General features: G+C 65.7%; 32 protein-coding genes. All 32 read left to right on the plus strand.

The features are described from left to right. The first annotated feature begins 150 nt into the window (after positions 1–150). The 32 genes from rpsL to rpmJ all read left to right on the plus strand — a co-directional run bounded on the left by rpsL (position 151) and on the right by rpmJ (position 19,585). The gene (gene rpsL / locus ABZ911_RS00425) at positions 151–525 is read left to right on the plus strand and encodes a 30S ribosomal protein S12 (protein WP_358049699.1); all 375 of its coding nucleotides are present in this window, start codon (positions 151–153) and stop codon (positions 523–525) included. Beyond that, the gene (rpsG, locus tag ABZ911_RS00430) at positions 525–995 is read left to right on the plus strand and encodes a 30S ribosomal protein S7 (protein ID WP_358049702.1); all 471 of its coding nucleotides are present in this window, start codon (positions 525–527) and stop codon (positions 993–995) included. Before rpsL ends, rpsG begins: the two co-directional genes overlap by 1 nt. A gap of 36 nt (positions 996–1,031) precedes the next feature. Further along, complete coding sequence (fusA, locus tag ABZ911_RS00435) at positions 1,032–3,131, plus strand: elongation factor G (RefSeq protein WP_358049705.1); 2,100 nt, start codon at positions 1,032–1,034, stop codon at positions 3,129–3,131. Between the two features lie 167 nt (positions 3,132–3,298). Next, positions 3,299–4,492: an elongation factor Tu gene (tuf, locus tag ABZ911_RS00440; protein WP_358049707.1), complete on the plus strand. Its 1,194-nt coding sequence runs from the start codon at positions 3,299–3,301 to the stop codon at positions 4,490–4,492. Between the two features lie 305 nt (positions 4,493–4,797). After that, complete coding sequence (gene rpsJ, locus ABZ911_RS00445) at positions 4,798–5,106, plus strand: 30S ribosomal protein S10 (protein WP_012887830.1); 309 nt, start codon at positions 4,798–4,800, stop codon at positions 5,104–5,106. Positions 5,107–5,120: 14 nt separating this feature from the next. Further along, the gene (rplC, locus tag ABZ911_RS00450; RefSeq protein WP_358049710.1) at positions 5,121–5,774 is read left to right on the plus strand and encodes a 50S ribosomal protein L3; all 654 of its coding nucleotides are present in this window, start codon (positions 5,121–5,123) and stop codon (positions 5,772–5,774) included. Next, the gene (gene rplD / locus ABZ911_RS00455) at positions 5,771–6,418 is read left to right on the plus strand and encodes a 50S ribosomal protein L4 (RefSeq protein ID WP_358049713.1); all 648 of its coding nucleotides are present in this window, start codon (positions 5,771–5,773) and stop codon (positions 6,416–6,418) included. The genes rplC and rplD overlap by 4 nt, the downstream gene beginning before the upstream one ends. Then, positions 6,418–6,741 (plus strand): 50S ribosomal protein L23, encoded by a 324-nt coding sequence (rplW, locus tag ABZ911_RS00460; RefSeq protein WP_358049716.1) that lies wholly within the window; start codon positions 6,418–6,420, stop codon positions 6,739–6,741. Before rplD ends, rplW begins: the two co-directional genes overlap by 1 nt. 112 nt (positions 6,742–6,853) lie before the next feature. After that, positions 6,854–7,690 (plus strand): 50S ribosomal protein L2, encoded by an 837-nt coding sequence (rplB, locus tag ABZ911_RS00465; RefSeq protein WP_125644676.1) that lies wholly within the window; start codon positions 6,854–6,856, stop codon positions 7,688–7,690. A gap of 11 nt (positions 7,691–7,701) precedes the next feature. Then, positions 7,702–7,980: a 30S ribosomal protein S19 gene (rpsS, locus tag ABZ911_RS00470; RefSeq protein WP_358049719.1), complete on the plus strand. Its 279-nt coding sequence runs from the start codon at positions 7,702–7,704 to the stop codon at positions 7,978–7,980. Between the two features lie 29 nt (positions 7,981–8,009). Continuing rightward, entirely contained in the window at positions 8,010–8,363 is a 354-nt protein-coding gene (gene rplV / locus ABZ911_RS00475) for a 50S ribosomal protein L22 (RefSeq protein ID WP_358049722.1), read from the plus strand. Continuing rightward, complete coding sequence (gene rpsC / locus ABZ911_RS00480; protein WP_358049725.1) at positions 8,363–9,223, plus strand: 30S ribosomal protein S3; 861 nt, start codon at positions 8,363–8,365, stop codon at positions 9,221–9,223. Before rplV ends, rpsC begins: the two co-directional genes overlap by 1 nt. A 2-nt stretch (positions 9,224–9,225) precedes the next feature. Continuing rightward, entirely contained in the window at positions 9,226–9,645 is a 420-nt protein-coding gene (gene rplP, locus ABZ911_RS00485) for a 50S ribosomal protein L16 (protein ID WP_358049727.1), read from the plus strand. Further along, a complete protein-coding gene (rpmC, locus tag ABZ911_RS00490) occupies positions 9,645–9,881 on the plus strand; it encodes a 50S ribosomal protein L29 (protein WP_358049730.1) in 237 nt (78 codons plus the stop codon). The genes rplP and rpmC overlap by 1 nt, the downstream gene beginning before the upstream one ends. After that, positions 9,874–10,152, plus strand: coding sequence for a 30S ribosomal protein S17 (gene rpsQ, locus ABZ911_RS00495; protein ID WP_358049733.1), 279 nt, complete (start codon positions 9,874–9,876; stop codon positions 10,150–10,152). Before rpmC ends, rpsQ begins: the two co-directional genes overlap by 8 nt. A 193-nt stretch (positions 10,153–10,345) precedes the next feature. After that, the gene (gene rplN / locus ABZ911_RS00500) at positions 10,346–10,717 is read left to right on the plus strand and encodes a 50S ribosomal protein L14 (protein WP_358049736.1); all 372 of its coding nucleotides are present in this window, start codon (positions 10,346–10,348) and stop codon (positions 10,715–10,717) included. A gap of 8 nt (positions 10,718–10,725) precedes the next feature. Beyond that, positions 10,726–11,013 (plus strand): 50S ribosomal protein L24, encoded by a 288-nt coding sequence (rplX, locus tag ABZ911_RS00505; RefSeq protein WP_358051409.1) that lies wholly within the window; start codon positions 10,726–10,728, stop codon positions 11,011–11,013. Further along, on the plus strand, positions 11,013–11,588 hold the full coding sequence (gene rplE / locus ABZ911_RS00510; RefSeq protein WP_358049739.1) for a 50S ribosomal protein L5: 576 nt from the start codon (positions 11,013–11,015) through the stop codon (positions 11,586–11,588). Before rplX ends, rplE begins: the two co-directional genes overlap by 1 nt. Positions 11,589–11,590: 2 nt before the next feature. Continuing rightward, positions 11,591–11,776 (plus strand): type Z 30S ribosomal protein S14, encoded by a 186-nt coding sequence (locus ABZ911_RS00515; protein ID WP_358049742.1) that lies wholly within the window; start codon positions 11,591–11,593, stop codon positions 11,774–11,776. 157 nt (positions 11,777–11,933) lie between these two features. Continuing rightward, positions 11,934–12,332, plus strand: a complete 399-nt coding sequence (gene rpsH / locus ABZ911_RS00520; RefSeq protein WP_192789898.1) for a 30S ribosomal protein S8 — start codon at positions 11,934–11,936, stop codon at positions 12,330–12,332. 18 nt (positions 12,333–12,350) lie between these two features. Further along, entirely contained in the window at positions 12,351–12,893 is a 543-nt protein-coding gene (gene rplF, locus ABZ911_RS00525; RefSeq protein ID WP_358049745.1) for a 50S ribosomal protein L6, read from the plus strand. Positions 12,894–12,895: 2 nt separating this feature from the next. After that, entirely contained in the window at positions 12,896–13,279 is a 384-nt protein-coding gene (rplR, locus tag ABZ911_RS00530) for a 50S ribosomal protein L18 (protein WP_358049748.1), read from the plus strand. Positions 13,280–13,304: 25 nt separating this feature from the next. Further along, positions 13,305–13,937 carry a 30S ribosomal protein S5 gene (gene rpsE, locus ABZ911_RS00535; protein ID WP_157252524.1) on the plus strand — a complete coding sequence of 211 codons (633 nt, stop codon included), beginning with the start codon at positions 13,305–13,307 and terminating at the stop codon, positions 13,935–13,937. A 2-nt stretch (positions 13,938–13,939) separates the two neighbouring features. Then, a complete protein-coding gene (rpmD, locus tag ABZ911_RS00540; RefSeq protein WP_080043226.1) occupies positions 13,940–14,122 on the plus strand; it encodes a 50S ribosomal protein L30 in 183 nt (60 codons plus the stop codon). Between the two features lie 2 nt (positions 14,123–14,124). Next, positions 14,125–14,580, plus strand: coding sequence for a 50S ribosomal protein L15 (gene rplO / locus ABZ911_RS00545; protein WP_358049752.1), 456 nt, complete (start codon positions 14,125–14,127; stop codon positions 14,578–14,580). 178 nt (positions 14,581–14,758) lie between these two features. After that, positions 14,759–16,069 carry a preprotein translocase subunit SecY gene (gene secY, locus ABZ911_RS00550; protein WP_358049755.1) on the plus strand — a complete coding sequence of 437 codons (1,311 nt, stop codon included), beginning with the start codon at positions 14,759–14,761 and terminating at the stop codon, positions 16,067–16,069. After that, complete coding sequence (locus tag ABZ911_RS00555) at positions 16,069–16,719, plus strand: adenylate kinase (RefSeq protein ID WP_358049758.1); 651 nt, start codon at positions 16,069–16,071, stop codon at positions 16,717–16,719. The genes secY and ABZ911_RS00555 overlap by 1 nt, the downstream gene beginning before the upstream one ends. A 126-nt stretch (positions 16,720–16,845) precedes the next feature. Next, on the plus strand, positions 16,846–17,655 hold the full coding sequence (map, locus tag ABZ911_RS00560) for a type I methionyl aminopeptidase (RefSeq protein ID WP_358049761.1): 810 nt from the start codon (positions 16,846–16,848) through the stop codon (positions 17,653–17,655). A gap of 14 nt (positions 17,656–17,669) precedes the next feature. After that, positions 17,670–18,095: a DUF1707 domain-containing protein gene (locus tag ABZ911_RS00565; protein ID WP_358049764.1), complete on the plus strand. Its 426-nt coding sequence runs from the start codon at positions 17,670–17,672 to the stop codon at positions 18,093–18,095. Positions 18,096–18,251: 156 nt separating this feature from the next. Beyond that, complete coding sequence (locus ABZ911_RS00570; RefSeq protein ID WP_358049767.1) at positions 18,252–18,716, plus strand: hypothetical protein; 465 nt, start codon at positions 18,252–18,254, stop codon at positions 18,714–18,716. A gap of 509 nt (positions 18,717–19,225) precedes the next feature. Beyond that, positions 19,226–19,447 (plus strand): translation initiation factor IF-1, encoded by a 222-nt coding sequence (infA, locus tag ABZ911_RS00575; RefSeq protein WP_012887858.1) that lies wholly within the window; start codon positions 19,226–19,228, stop codon positions 19,445–19,447. A 24-nt stretch (positions 19,448–19,471) separates the two neighbouring features. Beyond that, entirely contained in the window at positions 19,472–19,585 is a 114-nt protein-coding gene (gene rpmJ, locus ABZ911_RS00580) for a 50S ribosomal protein L36 (RefSeq protein ID WP_003956441.1), read from the plus strand. The last annotated feature ends 157 nt before the right edge of the window (positions 19,586–19,742 follow it).

Genomic DNA, 19,742 nt, shown 5'->3' on the forward strand with positions numbered 1-19,742 from the left:
GTCTACGCCGGGTTTGTGCCTCGACAGAGCGCGACACGCCCGACCGCGTGGGTCGGAGCGGGGGAGAAAACAGCAGGTCATGACACCGGCAGCACCTGCGAAATCGCACGACTTGACGTATCACCGGCCAAGGCACGAAACGGAGTGGCAGTGCCCACTATTCAGCAGTTGGTCCGAAAGGGCCGGCAGGACAAGGTCACTAAGACCAAGACTCCTGCCCTCAAGGGGAGCCCGCAGCGCCGCGGCACTTGCCAGCGCGTGTACACCACGACGCCCAAGAAGCCCAACTCGGCCCTGCGCAAGGTGGCCCGTGTGCGGCTCACCAACGGCATCGAGGTCACGGCCTACATCCCCGGTGTGGGACACAACCTGCAGGAGCACTCCATCGTGCTCGTGCGTGGCGGTCGTGTGAAGGACCTGCCCGGCGTGCGCTACAAGATCATTCGCGGTTCGCTGGACACCCAGGGTGTCCGCAACCGCAAGCAGGCCCGCAGCCGCTACGGCACCAAGAAGGAGAAGAGCTAATGCCTCGTAAGGGCTCTCCTGGTCGTCGTCAGCTGATGGCCGACCCGGTTCACAACTCGCCGCTGGTCACCTCCCTGATCAACAAGGTGCTCCTGGACGGCAAGCGCTCCATCGCGCAGTCGATCGTCTACGGCGCCCTCGAGGGCTGCAAGGAGAAGACGGGCAACGACCCGGTCGTCACCTTGAAGCGCGCGCTTGACAACGTCAAGCCCACCCTTGAGGTTCGCAGCCGTCGCGTCGGTGGCGCGACCTACCAGGTCCCGGTCGAGGTGCGCGCCGCGCGCAGCACCACCCTGGCCCTGCGCTGGCTGGTGCAGTACTCCCGCGCCCGCCGTGAGAAGACCATGACCGAGCGCCTCATGAACGAGCTCCTCGACGCCAGCAACGGTCTCGGGGCGAGCGTGAAGAAGCGCGAGGACACCCACAAGATGGCCGAGTCCAACAAGGCCTTCGCCCACTACCGCTGGTAACAGCGGGTACGACGAGACGACGAGGACGCGAGAGAAGTGGCCACCACGACCGCTCTTGACCTTGCCAAGATCCGCAACATCGGGATCATGGCCCACATCGACGCGGGCAAGACCACCACGACCGAGCGCATCCTGTTCTACACCGGCATCAACTACAAGCTCGGTGAAGTCCACGAGGGCGCTGCCACGATGGACTGGATGGAGCAGGAGCAGGAGCGCGGCATCACGATCACGTCGGCCGCGACGACCTGTGAGTGGCTCGGCCACATCATCAACATCATCGACACCCCGGGCCACGTGGACTTCACCATCGAGGTGGAGCGCTCGCTCCGCGTCCTCGACGGCGCCGTCGCCGTGTTCGACGGTGTCGCCGGTGTTGAGCCCCAGTCGGAGACGGTCTGGCGTCAGGCGGACCGCTACGGCGTGCCGCGCATCTGCTTCGTGAACAAGATGGACCGCGTCGGCGCGGAGTTCCACCGCTGCGTCGACATGATGATCAGCCGTCTGGGTGCCACCCCGGCTGTCGTCCAGCTTCCCTGGGGCGTCGAGTCCGGCTTCAAGGGCGTCATCGACCTGGTGAAGATGAAGGGTCTGATCTGGAGCGAGGAGGCGGCCAAGGGCGAGATGTACGACACCGTCGACATCCCGGCCGAGTACGCCGAGGCCGCTCGCGAGTGGCGTGACAAGCTCGTCGAGACCGTCGCCGAGAACGACGACGAACTCATGGAGCTCTACCTCGAGGGCACCGAGCCCACCGAGGAGCAGCTCGTCGCGGCGATCCGCCGCGCGACGCTGGCCAGCGCCATCAACCCGGTCCTCACCGGCACCGCGTTCAAGAACAAGGGCGTGCAGCCCCTGCTCGACGCGATCGTGGCCTACCTGCCCGCGCCGACCGACATCCCCGCCTTCAAGGGACACGCGGTCAACAAGGAGGACGAGGTCGTCGAGCGTCACGCCGACGTCACCGAGCCCTTCTCCGCGCTGGCCTTCAAGATCGCGGCGGACCAGCACCTGGGCCGTCTGACCTACATCCGCATCTACTCGGGCACGCTCGAGACCGGCACCGCGGTTCTCAACGCGGTGAAGGGCAAGAAGGAGCGGATCGGCAAGATCTACCAGATGCACGCGAACAAGCGCGAGGAGCGCCCGTCCGCGCACGCCGGTCAGATCGTCGCCGTCATGGGTCTCAAGGACACCACCACCGGTGACACGCTCTGCGACATCGCCGACCCGGTGGTCCTGGAGTCGATGACGTTCCCGGCCCCGGTCATCAACGTCGCGATCGAGCCCAAGACCAAGGGCGACCAGGAGAAGCTGGGCACCGCCATCCAGCGTCTGGCCGAGGAGGACCCGTCCTTCCAGGTCCGTCGCGACGATGAGACCGGTCAGACGGTCATCTGGGGCATGGGCGAGCTTCACCTGGAGATCCTCGTCGACCGTATGCGTCGCGAGTTCAAGGTCGAGGCCAACGTCGGTCGTCCGCAGGTCGCCTACCGGGAGACCATCCGCCGCAAGGTGGAGAAGGTCGACTACACCCACAAGAAGCAGACCGGTGGTTCCGGTCAGTTCGCGCGGGTCATCATCAACCTCGAGCCGCTGGGCGAAGGCAACGACGGCTACGAGTTCGAGAACAAGGTCTCGGGTGGCCGTGTCCCGAGGGAGTACATCCCCTCGGTCGACGCGGGCGCTCAGGAAGCCGCCGAGTTCGGCGTGCTGGCCGGCTACCCGATGGTGGGCGTGAAGGTGACGCTGACCGACGGTGCCGCGCACGACGTCGACTCCTCGGAAATGGCGTTCAAGATTGCCGGCTCGATGGCCTTCAAGGAGGCCGCGCGCAAGGCTGACGCCGTCATCCTCGAGCCCATGATGGCCGTTGAGGTCACCACGCCCGAGGACTACATGGGTGACGTCATCGGTGACCTCAACGGTCGCCGCGGGCAGATCCAGTCGATGGACGAGCGCGCAGGCGCCCGTGTCATCGCAGCGCTCGTGCCGCTGTCTGAGATGTTCGGCTACGTGGGTGACCTGCGTAGCAAGACGCAGGGGCGCGCGAGCTACAGCATGCAGTTCGACTCCTACGCGGAGGTGCCCCCGGGCATCGCCAAGGAGATCGTCGCGAAGGCCCGGGGCGAATAGTCCAAGGGTCCCCTGAGGCTGGAAGGCCTCAAGGGATCCGGGACGAAGGTCCTGGAGTCCCTCTGGTGGGGCGGCGAGATATCGGCGCCCCACCGCCTAGGGGCTCGGGATGACCTCCCGGGCCCGAGTGTGAAGTAAGTCAGTCAGATTCTCTAAGGAGAGAACCAGTGGCTAAGGCCAAGTTCGAGCGGAACAAGCCGCACGTGAACATCGGCACCATTGGGCACATCGACCACGGCAAGACCACTCTGACCGCGGCGATCACCAAGGTGCTTCACGATCGTTTTCCCGAGCTGAACGACGCGACGCCGTTCGACAAGATCGACAAGGCGCCGGAGGAGAAGGCTCGTGGCATCACGATCTCCATCGCGCACGTCGAGTACCAGACCGAGAAGCGCCACTACGCTCACGTGGACTGCCCCGGTCACGCCGACTACGTGAAGAACATGATCACCGGTGCCGCTCAGATGGACGGCGCGATCCTCGTGGTCGCCGCCACTGACGGCCCGATGCCGCAGACGAAGGAGCACGTCCTCCTGGCCCGCCAGGTCGGCGTCCCCTACATCGTCGTGGCCCTGAACAAGGCCGACATGGTCGACGACGAGGAGATCCTGGAGCTCGTCGAGCTCGAGGTCCGTGAGCTGCTCTCGGCTCAGGAGTTCCCCGGCGACGACCTGCCCGTCGTCCGCGTCTCCGCTCTGAAGGCCCTCGAGGGCGACCAGAAGTGGGGCGACAGCATCATCGAGCTCATGACCGCCGTGGACGAGAACGTCCCCGAGCCGGTTCGTGAGACCGAGAAGCCGTTCCTGATGCCGATCGAGGACGTCTTCTCGATCACCGGTCGCGGCACCGTCGTCACCGGTCGTATCGAGCGCGGCGTGGTCAAGGTCAACGAGACTGTCGACATCATCGGCATCAAGGAGACCAAGACCACCACCACGGTCACCGGTGTCGAGATGTTCCGCAAGCTGCTCGACGAGGGCCAGGCCGGTGACAACGTCGGTCTGCTGCTCCGCGGCATCAAGCGCGAGGACGTCGAGCGCGGCCAGTGCATCATCAAGCCGGGCACGACCACCCCGCACACCGAGTTCGAGGCCCAGGTCTACATCCTGAGCAAGGACGAGGGCGGCCGTCACACGCCGTTCTTCAACAACTACCGTCCTCAGTTCTACTTCCGTACGACTGACGTGACCGGTGTGGTGAACCTCCCCGAGGGCACCGAGATGGTCATGCCGGGCGACAACACCGAGATGCGCGTTGAGCTGATCCAGCCCATCGCCATGGAGGACGGCCTCAAGTTCGCGATCCGTGAGGGTGGCCGCACCGTCGGCGCCGGTCGGGTCACGAAGATCCTCAAGTAGTTCGATCGCTGGGCCGGCGGTCGGCCTCCCGGAAAGGGGCCGACCGCCGAACCACGAAAGGGCGGGAGCCGTACGGCTGCCGCCACCGGCTCCACGGAAGCCGTGATCTCGCAGTGGCTTCGGTTGACAGTGACCGAAGTAACTGCCGGATCACGGAAGAAACGGCAGAGCAGTTTCGTCTGTCACGTGGGGTCACAGGGAGGGACCGCGGCGCCGGGACACGGTGCGGCGGGCTCATCCCGACAACAGCGGCAACAGGCCGCACGATACTTTTTCAGACGACAGCGAAGGACACCGAGGCCACTATGGCGGGACAGAAGATCCGCATCCGGCTTAAGGCCTATGACCACGAGGTCATCGACAGCTCGGCCAAGAAGATCGTCGAGACGGTGACGCGGACTGGCGCGAAGGTCGCGGGCCCGGTGCCGCTGCCGACCGAGAAGAACGTGTACTGCGTCATCCGCTCGCCGCACAAGTACAAAGACAGCCGCGAGCACTTCGAGATGCGCACGCACAAGCGGCTGATTGACATCATCGACCCGACGCCGAAGACCGTCGACTCGCTCATGCGACTCGACCTTCCCGCAGGCGTCGACATTTCGATCAAGCTCTGAGGGAACGCACTGACATGGCTAAGACGATCAAGGGCGTCCTGGGCAAGAAGCTCGGCATGACCCAGGTCTTCGACGCGGACAACCGGATGGTCCCGGTGACCGTGGTCGAGGCCGGTCCGTGCGTGGTGACCCGCGTCCGCACCCCCGAGAAGGACGGCTACAGCGCTGTTCAGCTCGGCTTCGGGCAGGTCGACCCCCGGAAGGTCAACAAGCCGCTCGGCGACTACCTGCGTAAGCACGACATCACCCCGCGTCGCTACTTCGCGGAGATCCGCACCGATGACGCGAACGACTACACCCTGGGCCAGGAGCTCGCGGCCGACACCTTCGAGGCCGGCCAGTTCGTCGATGTGACGGGCAAGAGCAAGGGCAAGGGTTTCGCCGGTGTCATGAAGCGACACGGCTTCAAGGGTCTGTCCGCCTCGCACGGTACGCAGCGCAAGCACCGCTCGCCGGGTTCCATCGGTGGCTGCGCCACCCCGGGCCGCGTATTCAAGGGTCTGCGTATGGCCGGACGGATGGGTAACGTCCGTACGACCGTGCAGAGCCTCAAGGTTCACGCCGTCGACGCCGAGAACGGTCTCATCCTGATCAAGGGTGCGATCCCCGGTGCCAACGGCAGCCTGGTCCTCGTCCGTACCGCTGCCAAGAAGGGGGCTGCCAAGTGAGCACCATTGACGTCCTCGACGCCGGCGGGGCGAAGACCGGCTCCGTCGACCTGCCTGAAGACATCTTCGGCGCCAAGGTCAACATTCCGCTGATCCACCAGGTCGTCGTGGCCCAGCTCGCCGCTCGCCGGCAGGGCACCCACAAGGCCAAGACCCGTGGCGAAGTCCGCGGTGGTGGCAAGAAGCCGTACCGCCAGAAGGGCACGGGCCGCGCCCGCCAGGGCTCGACCCGCGCGCCGCAGTTCGCCGGCGGTGGCGTCGTGCACGGGCCGGTTCCGCGGGACTACTCGCAGAAGACGCCCAAGAAGATGAAGGCCGCCGCCCTGCGTGGCGCCCTCTCCGACCGGGCGACCGGTGGCCGCGTGCACGTGGTCAGCTCCCTCGTCACCGGCGAGACGCCGAAGACGAAGGGCGCCCTCGAGGCCCTGCGTAAGATCACCCAGGCCCGCACCGTTCTCGTCGTGGTTGACGAGAGCGACATGGTCACCTGGATGAGCCTGCGCAACGCGCCTGAGGTCCACCTGCTGGACTCCGGGCAGCTCAACACCTACGACGTGCTCTGCCACGACGACGTGGTCTTCACCCAGGAGGCGTACGACCAGGTCGTGGCGCGGCTGAGCATGAGCGGGAAGGAAGACGCCTGATGGAGAAGAAGGCCGCCAACAACACCCGCGTCGCCGACCCGCGCGACATCATCATCAAGCCCGTCGTCTCTGAGAAGAGCTACGGCCTGATCGATGAGAACAACAAGTACACGTTCCTGGTGAGGCCGACCGCGAACAAGACCCAGGTCAAGATCGCCGTTGAGCAGATCTTCGGGGTCAAGGTCACCAGCGTGAACACGATCAACCGGCAGGGCAAGCGCAAGCGCACCCGGGCCGGCTTCGGCAAGCGTCCCGACACCAAGCGCGCGATCGTGAGCCTGGTCGAGGGCGACCGGATCGATATCTTCGGTCAGATCGGCTAGCTAGCCATAGATGTAAACAGGACCGGGTTCGCCCGGTTCGCATAGGGATGAGACCGCCGAGCCTCGGTTCGGCGGGCTCACCCATGTAACCGACGAGGGATGAACGAAAAAGATGGGCATCCGTAAGTACAAGCCGACGACCCCGGGTCGCCGCGGCTCGAGTGTCTCGGACTTCTCCGAGATCACCCGCAGCACGCCCGAGAAGTCGCTGCTTGCTCCCCTTCACAGCAAGGGCGGCCGGAACGTACACGGCCGGGTTACCGCACGTCACCAGGGCGGCGGTCACAAGCGCGCCTACCGGATCATCGACTTCCGTAGGCATGACAAGGACGGCATCCCGGCCAAGGTCGCTCACATCGAGTACGACCCGAACCGCACCGCCAACATCGCTCTGCTGCACTACGCCGACGGCGAGAAGCGCTACATCATCGCGCCGACCGGCCTCAAGCAGGGCGACCGCATCGAGAACGGCCCTGCGGCCGACATCAAGCCGGGCAACTGCCTGCCGCTGCGCAACATCCCGACGGGTACCTTCATCCACGCGGTGGAGCTCCGTCCGGGGGGCGGCGCCAAGCTCGGCCGCTCCGCGGGCGCGCAGATCCAGCTGCTCGCCAAGGAAGGCCAGTACGCCACGCTGCGTATGCCCTCCGGCGAAATGCGCATGGTCGACGTGCGCTGCCGCGCCTCGGTCGGCCAGGTCGGCAACGCCGAGCAGGCCAACATCAACTGGGGTAAGGCCGGCCGCATGAGGTGGAAGGGCAAGCGCCCGACCGTCCGTGGTGTCGCGATGAACCCTGTGGACCACCCGCATGGTGGTGGTGAGGGCAAGACCTCCGGTGGTCGCCACCCGGTGAACCCGAAGGGCAAGCCCGAGGGCCGCACCCGCCAGGCCAACAAGTCCAGCGACCGGCTGATCATCCGTCGTCGGAGCAAGAGGAAGAAGCGGTAGGAGCAGCCGAAATGCCACGTAGCCTTAAGAAGGGTCCCTTCGTGGACGACCACCTTCAGAAGAAGGTCGACGTCCAGAACGAGAAGGGCACCAAGACCGTCATCAAGACGTGGTCGCGGCGCTCCATGATCGTGCCCGACATGCTCGGTCACACGATCGCCGTTCACGACGGCCGCAAGCACGTCCCGGTGTTCGTCACCGAGTCGATGATCGGCCACAAGCTGGGAGAGTTCGCTCCGACGCGGACCTTCCGGAGCCACGTCAAGGACGACCGCCGCAGCCGGCGATGAACAGCCTTCAGAAGTAAGAGGAGTAAGCGATGGAAGCCAGGGCTCAGGCGCGGTTCGTCCGCGTCACGCCCCAGAAGGCCCGCCGCGTGGTGGACCTCATTCGCGGGCTGCCCGCTTCGGAGGCGCAGGCCGTGCTGCAGTTCGCTCCCCAAGCGGCGAGTGAGCCGATCTTCAAGGTGCTCTCGAGCGCCATGGCGAACGCAGAGCACAACTTCAAGCTCGACCCCGAGACTCTCGTCGTGAGTCGCGCGTGGGTCGACGAGGGCCCGACGCTGAAGCGGTTCCGCCCGCGTGCCCAGGGTCGTGCCTATCGGATCAACAAGCGGACGAGCCACATCACTGTGATCGTGGAGTCCGGCGAGCCGAAGGGAAGGACCCGCTAGTGGGCCAGAAGGTTAACCCGCACGGGTTCCGCCTCGGCATCACGACCGACTTCAAGAGCCGGTGGTACGCCGACAAGCTGTACAAGTCGTATGTCGCCGAGGACGTCGCGATCCGCCGCATGCTCAAGAAGGGCATGGAGCGGGCCGGCATCTCCAAGGTCGAGATCGAGCGCACGACCGACCGCGTTCAGGTCGACATCCACACCGCGCGTCCGGGCATCGTCATCGGCCGCCGCGGCGCCGAGGCCGACCGTATCCGCGGTGACCTGGAGAAGCTGACCAAGAAGCAGGTCCAGCTCAACATTCTCGAGGTCAAGAACCCCGAGATCGACGCGCAGCTCGTCGCGCAGGGCGTGGCCGAGCAGCTCTCCAGCCGTGTCTCGTTCCGTCGTGCCATGCGCAAGGCGATGCAGTCGGCGATGAAGAGCGGCGCCAAGGGCATCCGGGTCCAGTGCTCGGGTCGTCTCGGTGGCGCTGAGATGTCGCGTTCGGAGTTCTACCGCGAGGGCCGTGTGCCGCTGCACACCCTTCGCGCGGACATCGACTACGGCCTCTACGAGGCCCGCACCACCTTCGGCCGCATCGGCGTGAAGGTGTGGATCTACAAGGGTGAGGCTCCGACGAGCCGCGCCGAGCGCGAGGCGGCTGCCGCCGGTGCTCGTGCCGGCCAGCGTCGCGAGCGTGACGACCGTCGTGGTGGTGGCGGCGGCGACCGTCCCCGTCGTGGTGGTGGCGCCGGTGGCGCTCGCCGCGGTGGTGGCGCCGGTGGCCGTGGCGACCGCGCACCCAGGACTGAGGCGGCCTCCCAGGCTGCCCCCGAGACCGGCCCGGCTGCGCAGCCGGGTGCTGAAGGGAGCTGACCATGCTGATCCCGCGCAGGGTCAAGCACCGCAAGCAGCACCGGCCCGACCGCAGTGGCGCCGCCAAGGGTGGCACCAGGGTTGTGTTCGGCGAGTTCGGCATCCAGGCGATTGAGCACTCCTACGTGACCAACCGCCAGATCGAGTCGGCTCGTATCGCCATGACCCGCCACATCAAGCGCGGTGGCAAGGTGTGGATCAACATCTTCCCGGACCGTCCGCTCACGAAGAAGCCCGCCGAGACCCGCATGGGTTCCGGTAAGGGTTCCCCCGAGTGGTGGATCGCGAACGTCAAGCCGGGGCGCGTCATGTTCGAGCTGTCCGGTGTCGCCGAGCCGATCGCCCGTGAGGCGCTCACTCGCGCGATCCACAAGCTCCCCATGAAGTGCAAGATTGTTAAGCGAGAAGTGGGTGAGGCGTGATGGCTAAGGGCCTGACCGCCGGCGAGCTGCGAGTGGAGGACCAGGACACCCTGGTCACGAAGCTCAAGGAAGCCAAGGAGGAACTGTTCAACCTCCGCTTCCAGTCGGCGACCGGACAGTTGGAGAGCCACGGGCGGCTGCGCGCCGTCCGCCGCGAGATCGCCCGTATCTACACCGTGATGCGCGAGCGCGAGCTGGGCATCGTCACGGTCGAGAAGGAGACGAGCGATGGCTGAGACCACCACCGAGACCGAGACGCGTAACTACCGCAAGACCCGTGAGGGCCTGGTGGTCAGCGACAAGATGGACAAGACCGTCGTCGTCGCTGTCGAGGACCGCGTCAAGCACCCCCTGTACGGCAAGGTCATCCGCCGTACGACCAAGTACAAGGCGCACGACGAGTCGAACGCCTGTGGCGTCGGCGACCGTGTCCTGCTGATGGAGACCCGCCCGATGTCGGCCACCAAGCGGTGGCGCGTCGTCGAGGTGCTGGAGAAGGCCAAGTAACACCGGCCTGACATATGCGCGCCTCGTGGGGGGTGGAGACACCCCCCATGACGGTGTCCAAGGACAGGAGGGCCTCCGGCCCTCTCGTCGCCTGCGGTGCGGCCCCCTCGGGGGCTGTGGCCGGAGGAACAAGACCACATGAAGTTCCGCCAGGCTCAGTGATGAGAACCGGCGGAGACCAACAGGAGTTGACGTGATCCAGCAGGAGTCGCGACTCAAGGTCGCCGACAACACGGGTGCCAAGGAGATCCTTTGCATCCGCGTTCTCGGTGGCTCTGGGCGCCGCTACGCGGGCATCGGCGACGTCATCGTCGCCACGGTGAAGGACGCCCTTCCCGGTAGCACGGGTGTGAAGAAGGGTGACGTCGTCAAGGCCGTCATCGTTCGGACGGTCAAGGAGAGGCGTCGTCCCGACGGCTCCTACATCCGCTTCGACGAGAACGCCGCCGTCATCATCAAGGACAGCGGTGACCCTCGTGGCACCCGCATCTTCGGCCCGGTTGGCCGTGAGCTGCGCGAGAAGAAGTTCATGCGCATCATCTCGCTCGCGCCGGAGGTGCTGTAATGCCGAAGCTGCATGTGAAGAAGGGTGACCTGGTCCAGGTCATCGCCGGCAAGGACAAGGGTGCCAAGGGTCGTGTGATCGCCACGAAGCCGCGCGAGGATCGCGTGGTCGTCGAGGGCGTCAACATGATCAAGAAGCACTCGAAGGAGACCAACCAGGGTCCGCGTGGCGCCAAGACCGGCGGCGTGCAGACCATGGAAGCTCCCATCCACGTGAGCAACGTCAAGAAGCTCAAGGATGACGAGAAGCCTGCCAAGAAGGCCGAGAAGGCTGACGAGTCGGGTGAGGACAACTGATGACTGCCACCACCACTGAGACCGAGCGCCCGACGCCGCGCCTCAAGACGAAGTACCGCGAGGAGATCCTCGCCAAGCTTCGCGAGGACTTCGGCATCGAGAACATCATGCAGGTGCCCGGCCTGACCAAGATCAAGGTCAACATGGGTGTCGGCGAGGCGGCTCGCGACTCGAAGCTGATCGAGGGCGCCGTCCGTGACCTCACCACGATCACCGGTCAGAAGCCGGCCGTCGTGCGGGCCCGCAAGTCCATCGCGCAGTTCAAGCTGCGTGAGGGCATGCCGATCGGCGCGCACGTCACGCTGCGCGGCGACCGCATGTGGGAGTTCCTCGACCGGCTGCTGTCGCTGGCGCTGCCGCGCATCAGGGACTTCCGTGGCCTGTCGCCGAAGCAGTTCGACGGCAACGGCAACTACACCTTCGGCCTCACCGAGCAGGTCATGTTCCACGAGATCGACCCGGACAAGGTCGACCGTCCGCGGGGCATGGACATCACGATCGTGACCACCGCGACGAACGACGACCAGGGCCGAGCGCTGCTGAAGCTCCTCGGGTTCCCCTTCAAGGAGGCCTGATCATGGCGAAGAAGTCGCTGATCGCCAAGGCAGAGCGCAAGGCCAAGTTCGAGGTCCGGGCGTACACTCGGTGCTCGCGCTGCGGTCGCCCGCGCGCCGTCTACAAGAAGTTCGGCCTGTGCCGTATCTGCTTCCGTGAGATGGCGCACCGGGGCGAGCTGCCCGGCATCACCAAGTCGAGCTGGTAGTTCTCGGGTGGGGCGGCTGAGACCGCCCCACCTGGCTCCGGCCGTACACAGAAATATCAACCGGGTGCTTCGTAGAAGCGCCCACGACCGCGCCGAAGGTCCACCGGCAGAGCATTGCTTGGCCGACTGGAAACCGCGGCGAGGAAGGCCACTGGCCATGACGATGACCGACCCGATCGCAGACATGCTGACGCGTCTGCGTAACGCGAACTCGGCCTATCACGACAGCGTGACGATGCCCTACTCGAAGATCAAGGCGCACATCGCCGAGATCCTCCAGCAGGAGGGCTACATCCAGGCCTGGACCGTCGAAGACGCCAAGGTCGGCAAGAACCTCGTGGTGGAGCTGAAGTTCGGGCCCACCCGTGAGCGTTCGCTCGCGGGCCTGCGCCGGGTGTCGAAGCCCGGTCTGCGGGTCTATGCAAAGAAGGACAATCTGCCTCGAGTCCTGGGCGGGCTGGGCGTCGCGATCATTTCGACGTCCGCCGGTCTCATGACCGACAAGCAGGCCGGCAAGCGTGGTGTGGGCGGGGAAGTCCTCGCCTACGTTTGGTAACGAGGGGAGGAACACAGCATGTCGCGAATCGGACGGCTGCCCATCCCTGTACCGAGCGGCGTCGACATCACGATCGACGGCCAGGATGTCCAGGTCAAGGGCCCGAAGGGCACGCTTTCACACAAGGTCGCCGAGCCCATCACGGTGGCTCGTGACGAGGACGGCTCCATCGCCGTCGCCCGTCCCAACGACGAGAACAAGGTGCGTGCGCTGCACGGCCTGTCTCGGACGCTGATCGCCAACATGGTGGCCGGTGTCACTCAGGGGTACTCCAAGACCCTTGAGATCGTCGGTGTCGGTTACCGCGTTCAGGCCAAGGGCCCGACGCAGCTGGAGTTCGCACTCGGCTTCAGCCACCCGGTCGTCGTCGACGCCCCCGAGGGCGTCACCTTCCGCGTCGACAAGCCGACGCTGTTCCACGTGGACGGCATCGACAAGCAGAAGGTCGGCGAGGTCGCCGCGAACATCCGCAAGTTGCGCAAGCCCGACCCGTACAAGGGCAAGGGTGTGCGTTACCAGGGCGAAGTAATCCGCCGCAAGGTCGGAAAGGCTGGTAAGTAGGCATGGCTCCCAAGACTGCGTTCAGCAAGCACACGGCTGCCCGCACCGTCTCGCGGGCCCGCCGTCACGGCCGCGTCCGCAAGAAGGTCGTCGGTACGGCTGCGCGCCCGCGCCTGGTCGTCAACCGCTCGACCCGTCACCTCTTCGTGCAGATCGTGGACGACACCGTCGGCCACACCCTGGTGAGCGCGTCCACGATGGACGCGGCGCTGCGCACGCTCGAGGCTGACAAGACCGAGAAGGCCAAGAAGGTCGGCGAGCTTCTCGCTCAGCGGGCCAAGGAAGCCGGGATCTCCGCCGTCGTCTTCGACCGCGGTGGCAACCGCTACGCCGGTCGCATCGCGGCTCTGGCGGACAGCGCTCGCGAAGGCGGGCTCGAGTTCTAATGGCTACTGAGATGAGGAACCACTGATGGCTGCAGCTCCGCGTCGCGGTGGCGGCACCGGTGGCGAGCGGCGTGACCGTCGTGACGATCGCCGCGGTGGCGCCGCCGACAAGGGCGTCTCGTACATCGAGCGCGTAGTGAAGATCAACCGAGTGGCCAAGGTCGTGAAGGGTGGTCGTCGCTTCAGCTTCACCGCCCTGGTTGTCGTCGGTGACGGCAACGGCCTGGTCGGCGTCGGTTACGGCAAGGCCAAGGAAGTCCCCGCGGCCATCGCCAAGGGTGTCGAAGAGGCGAAGAAGCACTTCTTCAAGGTGCCTCGGATCCAGGGCACCATCCCGCACACCGTGCAGGGCGAAGAGGCCGCCGGCGTCGTCTTCCTGCGTCCGGCCTCGGCCGGTACCGGTGTCATCGCGGGTGGCCCGGTGCGCGCCGTTCTGGAGTGCGCCGGCATCCACGACGTCCTGTCCAAGTCGCTCGGCTCGGACAACCCGATCAACATCGTGCACGCCACGGTAGCCGCTCTGAAGGGCCTCTCGCGCCCCGAGGAGATCGCGGCCCGTCGCGGCCTGCCGATCGAGGACGTCGCTCCCAAGGCGATGCTCAAGGCTCGCGCCGAGGGCCTCGCCGAGGCCGCTGCGGCGGCTAAGGCGGTGAGCTAGTCATGGCACGCCTGAAGATCACTCAGGTTCGCTCGAAGATCGGTGGCAAGCAGAACCAGCGTGACTCGCTGCGTTCGCTTGGCCTGAAGCGAATCGGCGATGTCGTCGTCAAGGAGGACCGTCCCGAGATTCGTGGGATGGTCTCCGTGGTGACGCACCTCGTCGAGGTGGAAGAGGTCGACTAGTCATGACTGACAACGCTCCGCTGAAGATCCACGACCTCCGTCCGGCCAAGGGCGCCAACAAGGCCAAGATCCGCAAGGGTCGTGGCGAGGCGTCCAAGGGCAAGACGTCCGGTCGTGGCACCAAGGGCACGACGGCGCGCAACAAGGTGCCCCTCGGTTTCGAGGGTGGCCAGGTTCCGCTCCAGCGTCGCCTGCCGAAGCTCAAGGGCTTCTCCAACGCCATGTTCAAGACGACCTACCAGGTCGTCAACCTGGACAAGCTTGGCGAGCTGTTCCCCGAGGGTGGCCAGGTCACCGTCGAGGCCCTGGTCGCCAAGGGCGCTGCCCGCAAGAACCAGCCGGTCAAGATCCTTGGTACCGGCGACATCTCGGTCGCGGTGAACGTGCAGGCTCACGCCTTCTCGGGCTCCGCGAAGGAGAAGATCGCCGCTGCCGGTGGCTCCGTCACCGAGCTGTAAGTGGCATAACGAGGCGCGGGGGCTGCGACAATGGGCCCCCGCGCCCGTAGTGCGTTAGAGTTCGCGGGACGGCAGGCTTCCTTCTGTCGTCTCGACAACTCGTTTTACAGAGATCTCAGATGGCAGATCCCCGCACCATTGCATACCTACACCGCCTGAAAGGCGCGCAGGAGGGACCGTGCTGACCGCGTTTACCCGGGCGTTCCGGACGCCGGACCTGCGCAATAAGCTGCTCTTTACACTGGGCATTATCGCGCTGTTCCGCCTCGGCTCGGTTCTTCCGACTCCGGGTGTTCACACCGAGAACATCAGGGCCTGTCTGGCTCAGGCCCAAGCCGGCGACGCCGGCAACATCTACGGAATGGTGCAGCTGTTCAGTGGCGGCGCCCTTCTGAAGCTGTCGGTGTTCGCGCTCGGCATCATGCCGTACATCACCGCGAGCATCATTCTGCAGCTGCTCGTCGTCGTGATCCCGCGACTGGAAGCCCTCAAGAAGGAGGGCCAGGCGGGGCAGACGAAGATCACGCAGTACACCCGCTACCTCACGATCGGCCTCGGCGTTCTGCAGTCGACGGCCTTCATCGCGCTGGCCCGTTCCGGCCAGCTCTTCCCCGGTTGCACGCAGCAGGTGCTGCTCGACCCGGACAACGTCTTCTCCGTCGTGACGATGGTGGTCATCATGACCGCGGGCACGTCCGTGATCATGTGGCTGGGTGAGCTCGTCACCGACCGCGGGGTCGGCAACGGCATGTCCATCCTGATCTTCACGCAGGTCGTCGCGGTCTTCCCGTCCGAGCTGATGAACATCTTCCGCCTGAACAAGTTCACCTTCTTCGCCGTCTTGGTGGTCGGTGTGTTCATGATCGCGGCAGTGGTCTTCGTCGAGCAGGCGCAGCGCCGGATCCCGGTGCAGTACGCCAAGCGGATGGTCGGGCGCCGGATGTACGGCGGAACCTCCACCTACATCCCGCTGAAGGTGAACCAGGCCGGCATCATCCCGGTCATCTTCGCCTCCTCGCTGCTCTATCTCCCGCAGCTGCTGACCTCGCTGTTCGCGAACACCGAGAACCCCAACCCGATCGTGACGTGGATCTCCACGAACCTCGCCACCGGCGACACCGCGTGGTACATGGGGACGTTCTTCCTTCTGATCGTCTTCTTCACGTACTTCTACGTGTCCATTACCTTCAACCCCGCTGAAGTCGCCGACAACATGAAGAAGTACGGTGGGTTCATTCCGGGCATCCGTCCGGGCCGGCCGACGGCTGAATACCTGAACTTCGTGCTCACCCGTCTGACCGCGCCAGGTGCGCTGTATCTGGGCCTCATCTCGATGGTGCCGATCATCGCGCTGGCGGTCGCCGGCGCAAGTCAGAACTTCCCGTTCGGAGGGACGAGCATTCTGATCATGGTTGGTGTCGGCCTGGACACGGTGAAGCAGATCGAAAGCCAGCTACAGCAGCGTAACTACGAAGGTTTCCTGCGATAGTGCGCCTCGTTCTGGTCGGGCCCCCCGGAGCGGGCAAGGGGACACAGGCCCAGTACATCGCATCGAACCTGTCCATCCCGAAGATCTCGACAGGTGACATCTTCCGTGCCAACGTCTCGGGCGGCACGGAGCTCGGCAAGCTCGCCAAGACGTACATGGACCGCGGCGACCTCGTGCCCGACGAGGTGACCATCGCCATGGTCCGCGACCGGCTCTCCGAAGAGGACGCGCAGGACGGTTTCCTGCTCGACGGCTTCCCCAGGAACGTGCCCCAGGCCGAGATCCTGAAGAAGATGCTCTCCGACTGGGGCCAGAAGCTCGACCTCGTGCTCGAACTCGTCGTGGACGACGAGGAGGTGGTCCGCCGGCTCGCCGGTCGGCGCACCTGCAGCCAGTGCGGCCGCATCTGGCACGTGGAGTTCGACGACAAGCGGGACGACATCTGCGACGCCTGCGGCGGCACGCTGTTCCAGCGTGACGACGACAAGGAGGAGACGGTACGCCACCGGCTCGAGGTCTACCAGGAGCAGACGGCGCCGCTCATCTCCTTCTACGCCGACGAGGGCATCCTCAAGGGCGTGGACGCGACCGGACCGGTCGAGGAGGTCACCCAGCGGGCGATGGAGGCCGTGCGCCCTTTCGTCGGCTGAAGCACCTGACGTAACGGAGTCCCCCACAGGTACGACACCTGTGGGGGACTTTCGCATGATCGCGGCTATTGTGTGGGAATTGGGCTCGGGTACACACCCGTTGAATCACCCCGGGGGGTGTAGAACTTGTTCAAGAAGAACAGGCATGGAATCCAGATCAAGTCGCCCGAGCAGCTGGAGAAGATGCGCGCGGCCGGCCTGGTGGTGGGCCGGACGCTGGAACTGCTGAAGCGGTCGGTCGAGCCGGGCATGACGCCGCTCGACCTCGACGCCATCGCCGAGAAGGCCATCAGGGACGAGGGCGCGATCCCCTCGTTCAAGGGCTACCAGGGGTTCCCGGCCTCGATCTGCGCGTCGGTCAACGACGAGGTGGTGCACGGCATCCCCAGCGCCGAGCGCAGCCTGCGCGAAGGGGACATCATCGCCATCGACTGCGGCGCCATCCTGGACGGCTGGCACGGCGACTCGGCGGTGACCGTCCCGGTCGGGGAGGTGGCGCCGGAGCTGACCGAGCTGATGCGGGTCACCGAGGAGTCGATGTGGCGCGGCATCGCCGCGCTGACCGTCGGCAGGCACCTGTCGGACGTCGGCTACGAGGTGGAGAAGTACGTACGCTCCCAGGGACGCTACGGCATCCCCCAGGAGTACGGCGGGCACGGCATCGGCACCGAGATGCACATGGACCCCTGGGTGGCCAACCACGGCCGTCCTGGGCGCGGTCCGGTGTTCGAGGCCGGCATGTGCCTGGCCATCGAGCCGATGGTCAACCTGGGCACCCAGCGCACCCGGGTGCTGCCCGACGACTGGACCGTGGTCACGATCGACGGGAAGTCCTCCGCGCACTTCGAGCACAGCGTCGCCGTGACACATAATGGACCTTGGGTGCTAACCGCCCTCGACGGGGGCGAAGAACGCCTGTCGCAGATGGCCAAATAGCGGGAGTGGTGGGGATGGCGCAGAGCCCCGAGATGCGTGCCTCGGACGTCGACCGCGACCGGGTGGCCGCCGTTCTGCGCGAGCACACCGCGCAGGGCAGGCTGACCGTCGAGGAGTTCAACGAACGCCTTGAGGACGTCTACCAGAGCAAGACCTACGGCGAGCTGGCCCGGGTGACCGCCGACCTGCCCGACGTGGACCTGAGGGCGCGGGCCGCCGAACTCCCCGGCCCCGCCTCCCCGGCCCGCAAGGGCATGCACCAGGGGCTGCGGGCCGCCTGGGTGTCGTGGGCCTCGGCCGTCGCGGTCACCAGCGTGATCTGGCTGCTCACCGGCGCCGACTACTTCTGGCCGATGTGGGTGGCCGGTCCCTGGGGCGCCCTGCTGCTGGTCAGCACGCTCTTCGGGTCGGCTCCGCAGCAGCACGGCAAGGACAAGTAGTTCCGACGCTCTGTGTGCAGTAGTGCACGCTCGGCATTCTGTGTGCATTCCTCCGCAGAACGCCGAGCCCAGTCTTCCTAACGTGAGCGATGCCGGACGAAAGAAGGACTGCCCGAGCAGTCCCGTCCGGAGATTCACTCTCAACAGGAGGACCTAGTGAGCAAGATCCGCAACCTTCTCGTCGGTGGCGCCCTCGCCGCTTCGCTGGCCGCCGGTCTGGCCGCCGCCCCCGCCGCCCAGGCGGCCACCGCCGGCTCGGCCGCCGCGCAGGCGCAGGCCCCCGTCAGGCACTTCTTCGGCCCGGTCTATTCCGGGTTCGGCGGCGGGGAGGACTTCGGCCACCGTTCGAACTTCAAGGGCTACTGGTACAAGTCCGACGGGCGCTACTGGTTCTTCGGCGACCTGTTCGACCGCGACCGCGACCGCGAGTACAGCTACGTGTGGTTCCGCTGGCACGACGACCGCGGCTCGCACACCAGCTACTACAAGAGCTTCGGCAGCCGTCACTTCGAGAAGTACGGCGGCTTCAAGCGCAGCTCCGGCTTCGACGACTTCGACATCAGGGTCTGCGAGGGCGGCGACCGCTTCGACGACTGCGGCAGTTGGAAGGACGTCTTCTGACCGACCCCTTCGGGGGCGACTCCCGAAGGCCCGCCGGTGACCCCGTCACCGGCGGGCCTTCGTCTTTCCTCTGTCCTGGTACGGCAGGCAATAGACCTACTCTTTGCCGCTGGTCGTATTTGGCGCTGATCAGACCGGGTAGGTGATCTTTGTCGACGGATACCGGCACATGAGGGGAACCCATGAGCCGGAGGCGGGACGGCGTCGACAGGGTGAGCCGCACTGCGGCCCCAGGAACACGTGCCCGCCCGGCCCCGCGTGTCGGCGGCCGGGGGCGCCGGGCGGGCACGTCATTCGCACCGATGATCTGGGGTACGCTATTGGATGGTTGTGTCAGGACACCTGGCACGCGCTTCGCGTTTTGGGTTCAGGTGTCGTACACTTCTTTGTCGGCTCACTATGGCCATTGCGCGTCGGCGGTCTCGGATCGCCGCTCTCTACGAAGTGCATGGTCGCGGCTGCTTAGTGATCCGATACCTCAGACGACCGATCAGTGAAACGCGAGGGACATGGCCAAGAAAGACGGCGCCATCGAGATCGAGGGCACTGTGGTTGAGTCGCTCCCGAACGCGATGTTCCGGGTGCAACTCGACAACGGCCATAAGGTCCTGGCCCACATCAGCGGGAGGATGCGGATGCACTACATCCGAATCCTTCCTGACGACCGGGTGGTCGTGGAACTGAGCCCCTACGACTTGAGTCGTGGGCGGATCGTCTACCGATACAAGTAAACGTCTGAGGAATCACGAAGGACTATGAAGGTCAAGCCGAGCGTCAAGAAGATCTGCGACAAGTGCAAGGTGATCCGCCGGCACGGTCGCGTCATGGTGATCTGCGACAACCTGCGCCACAAGCAGCGTCAGGGCTAGTCGCCGCCCGGTTTCTCCGAGTCCGCTCTCGTGGCGGGCTCGATTCATGAGGAGCCGGCAGTTCAGTTGAAACGCGTCACACTCGCGCAGGCGGCCTAGGCCGTACCACGTGAGAGACCCCCGGTCGGAGGCCGGGGCCCTCACCCCGGGCATGGGG

The organism is Nonomuraea sp. NPDC046570, from assembly GCF_040645915.1.
Lineage (GTDB): Bacteria > Actinomycetota > Actinomycetes > Streptosporangiales > Streptosporangiaceae > Nonomuraea.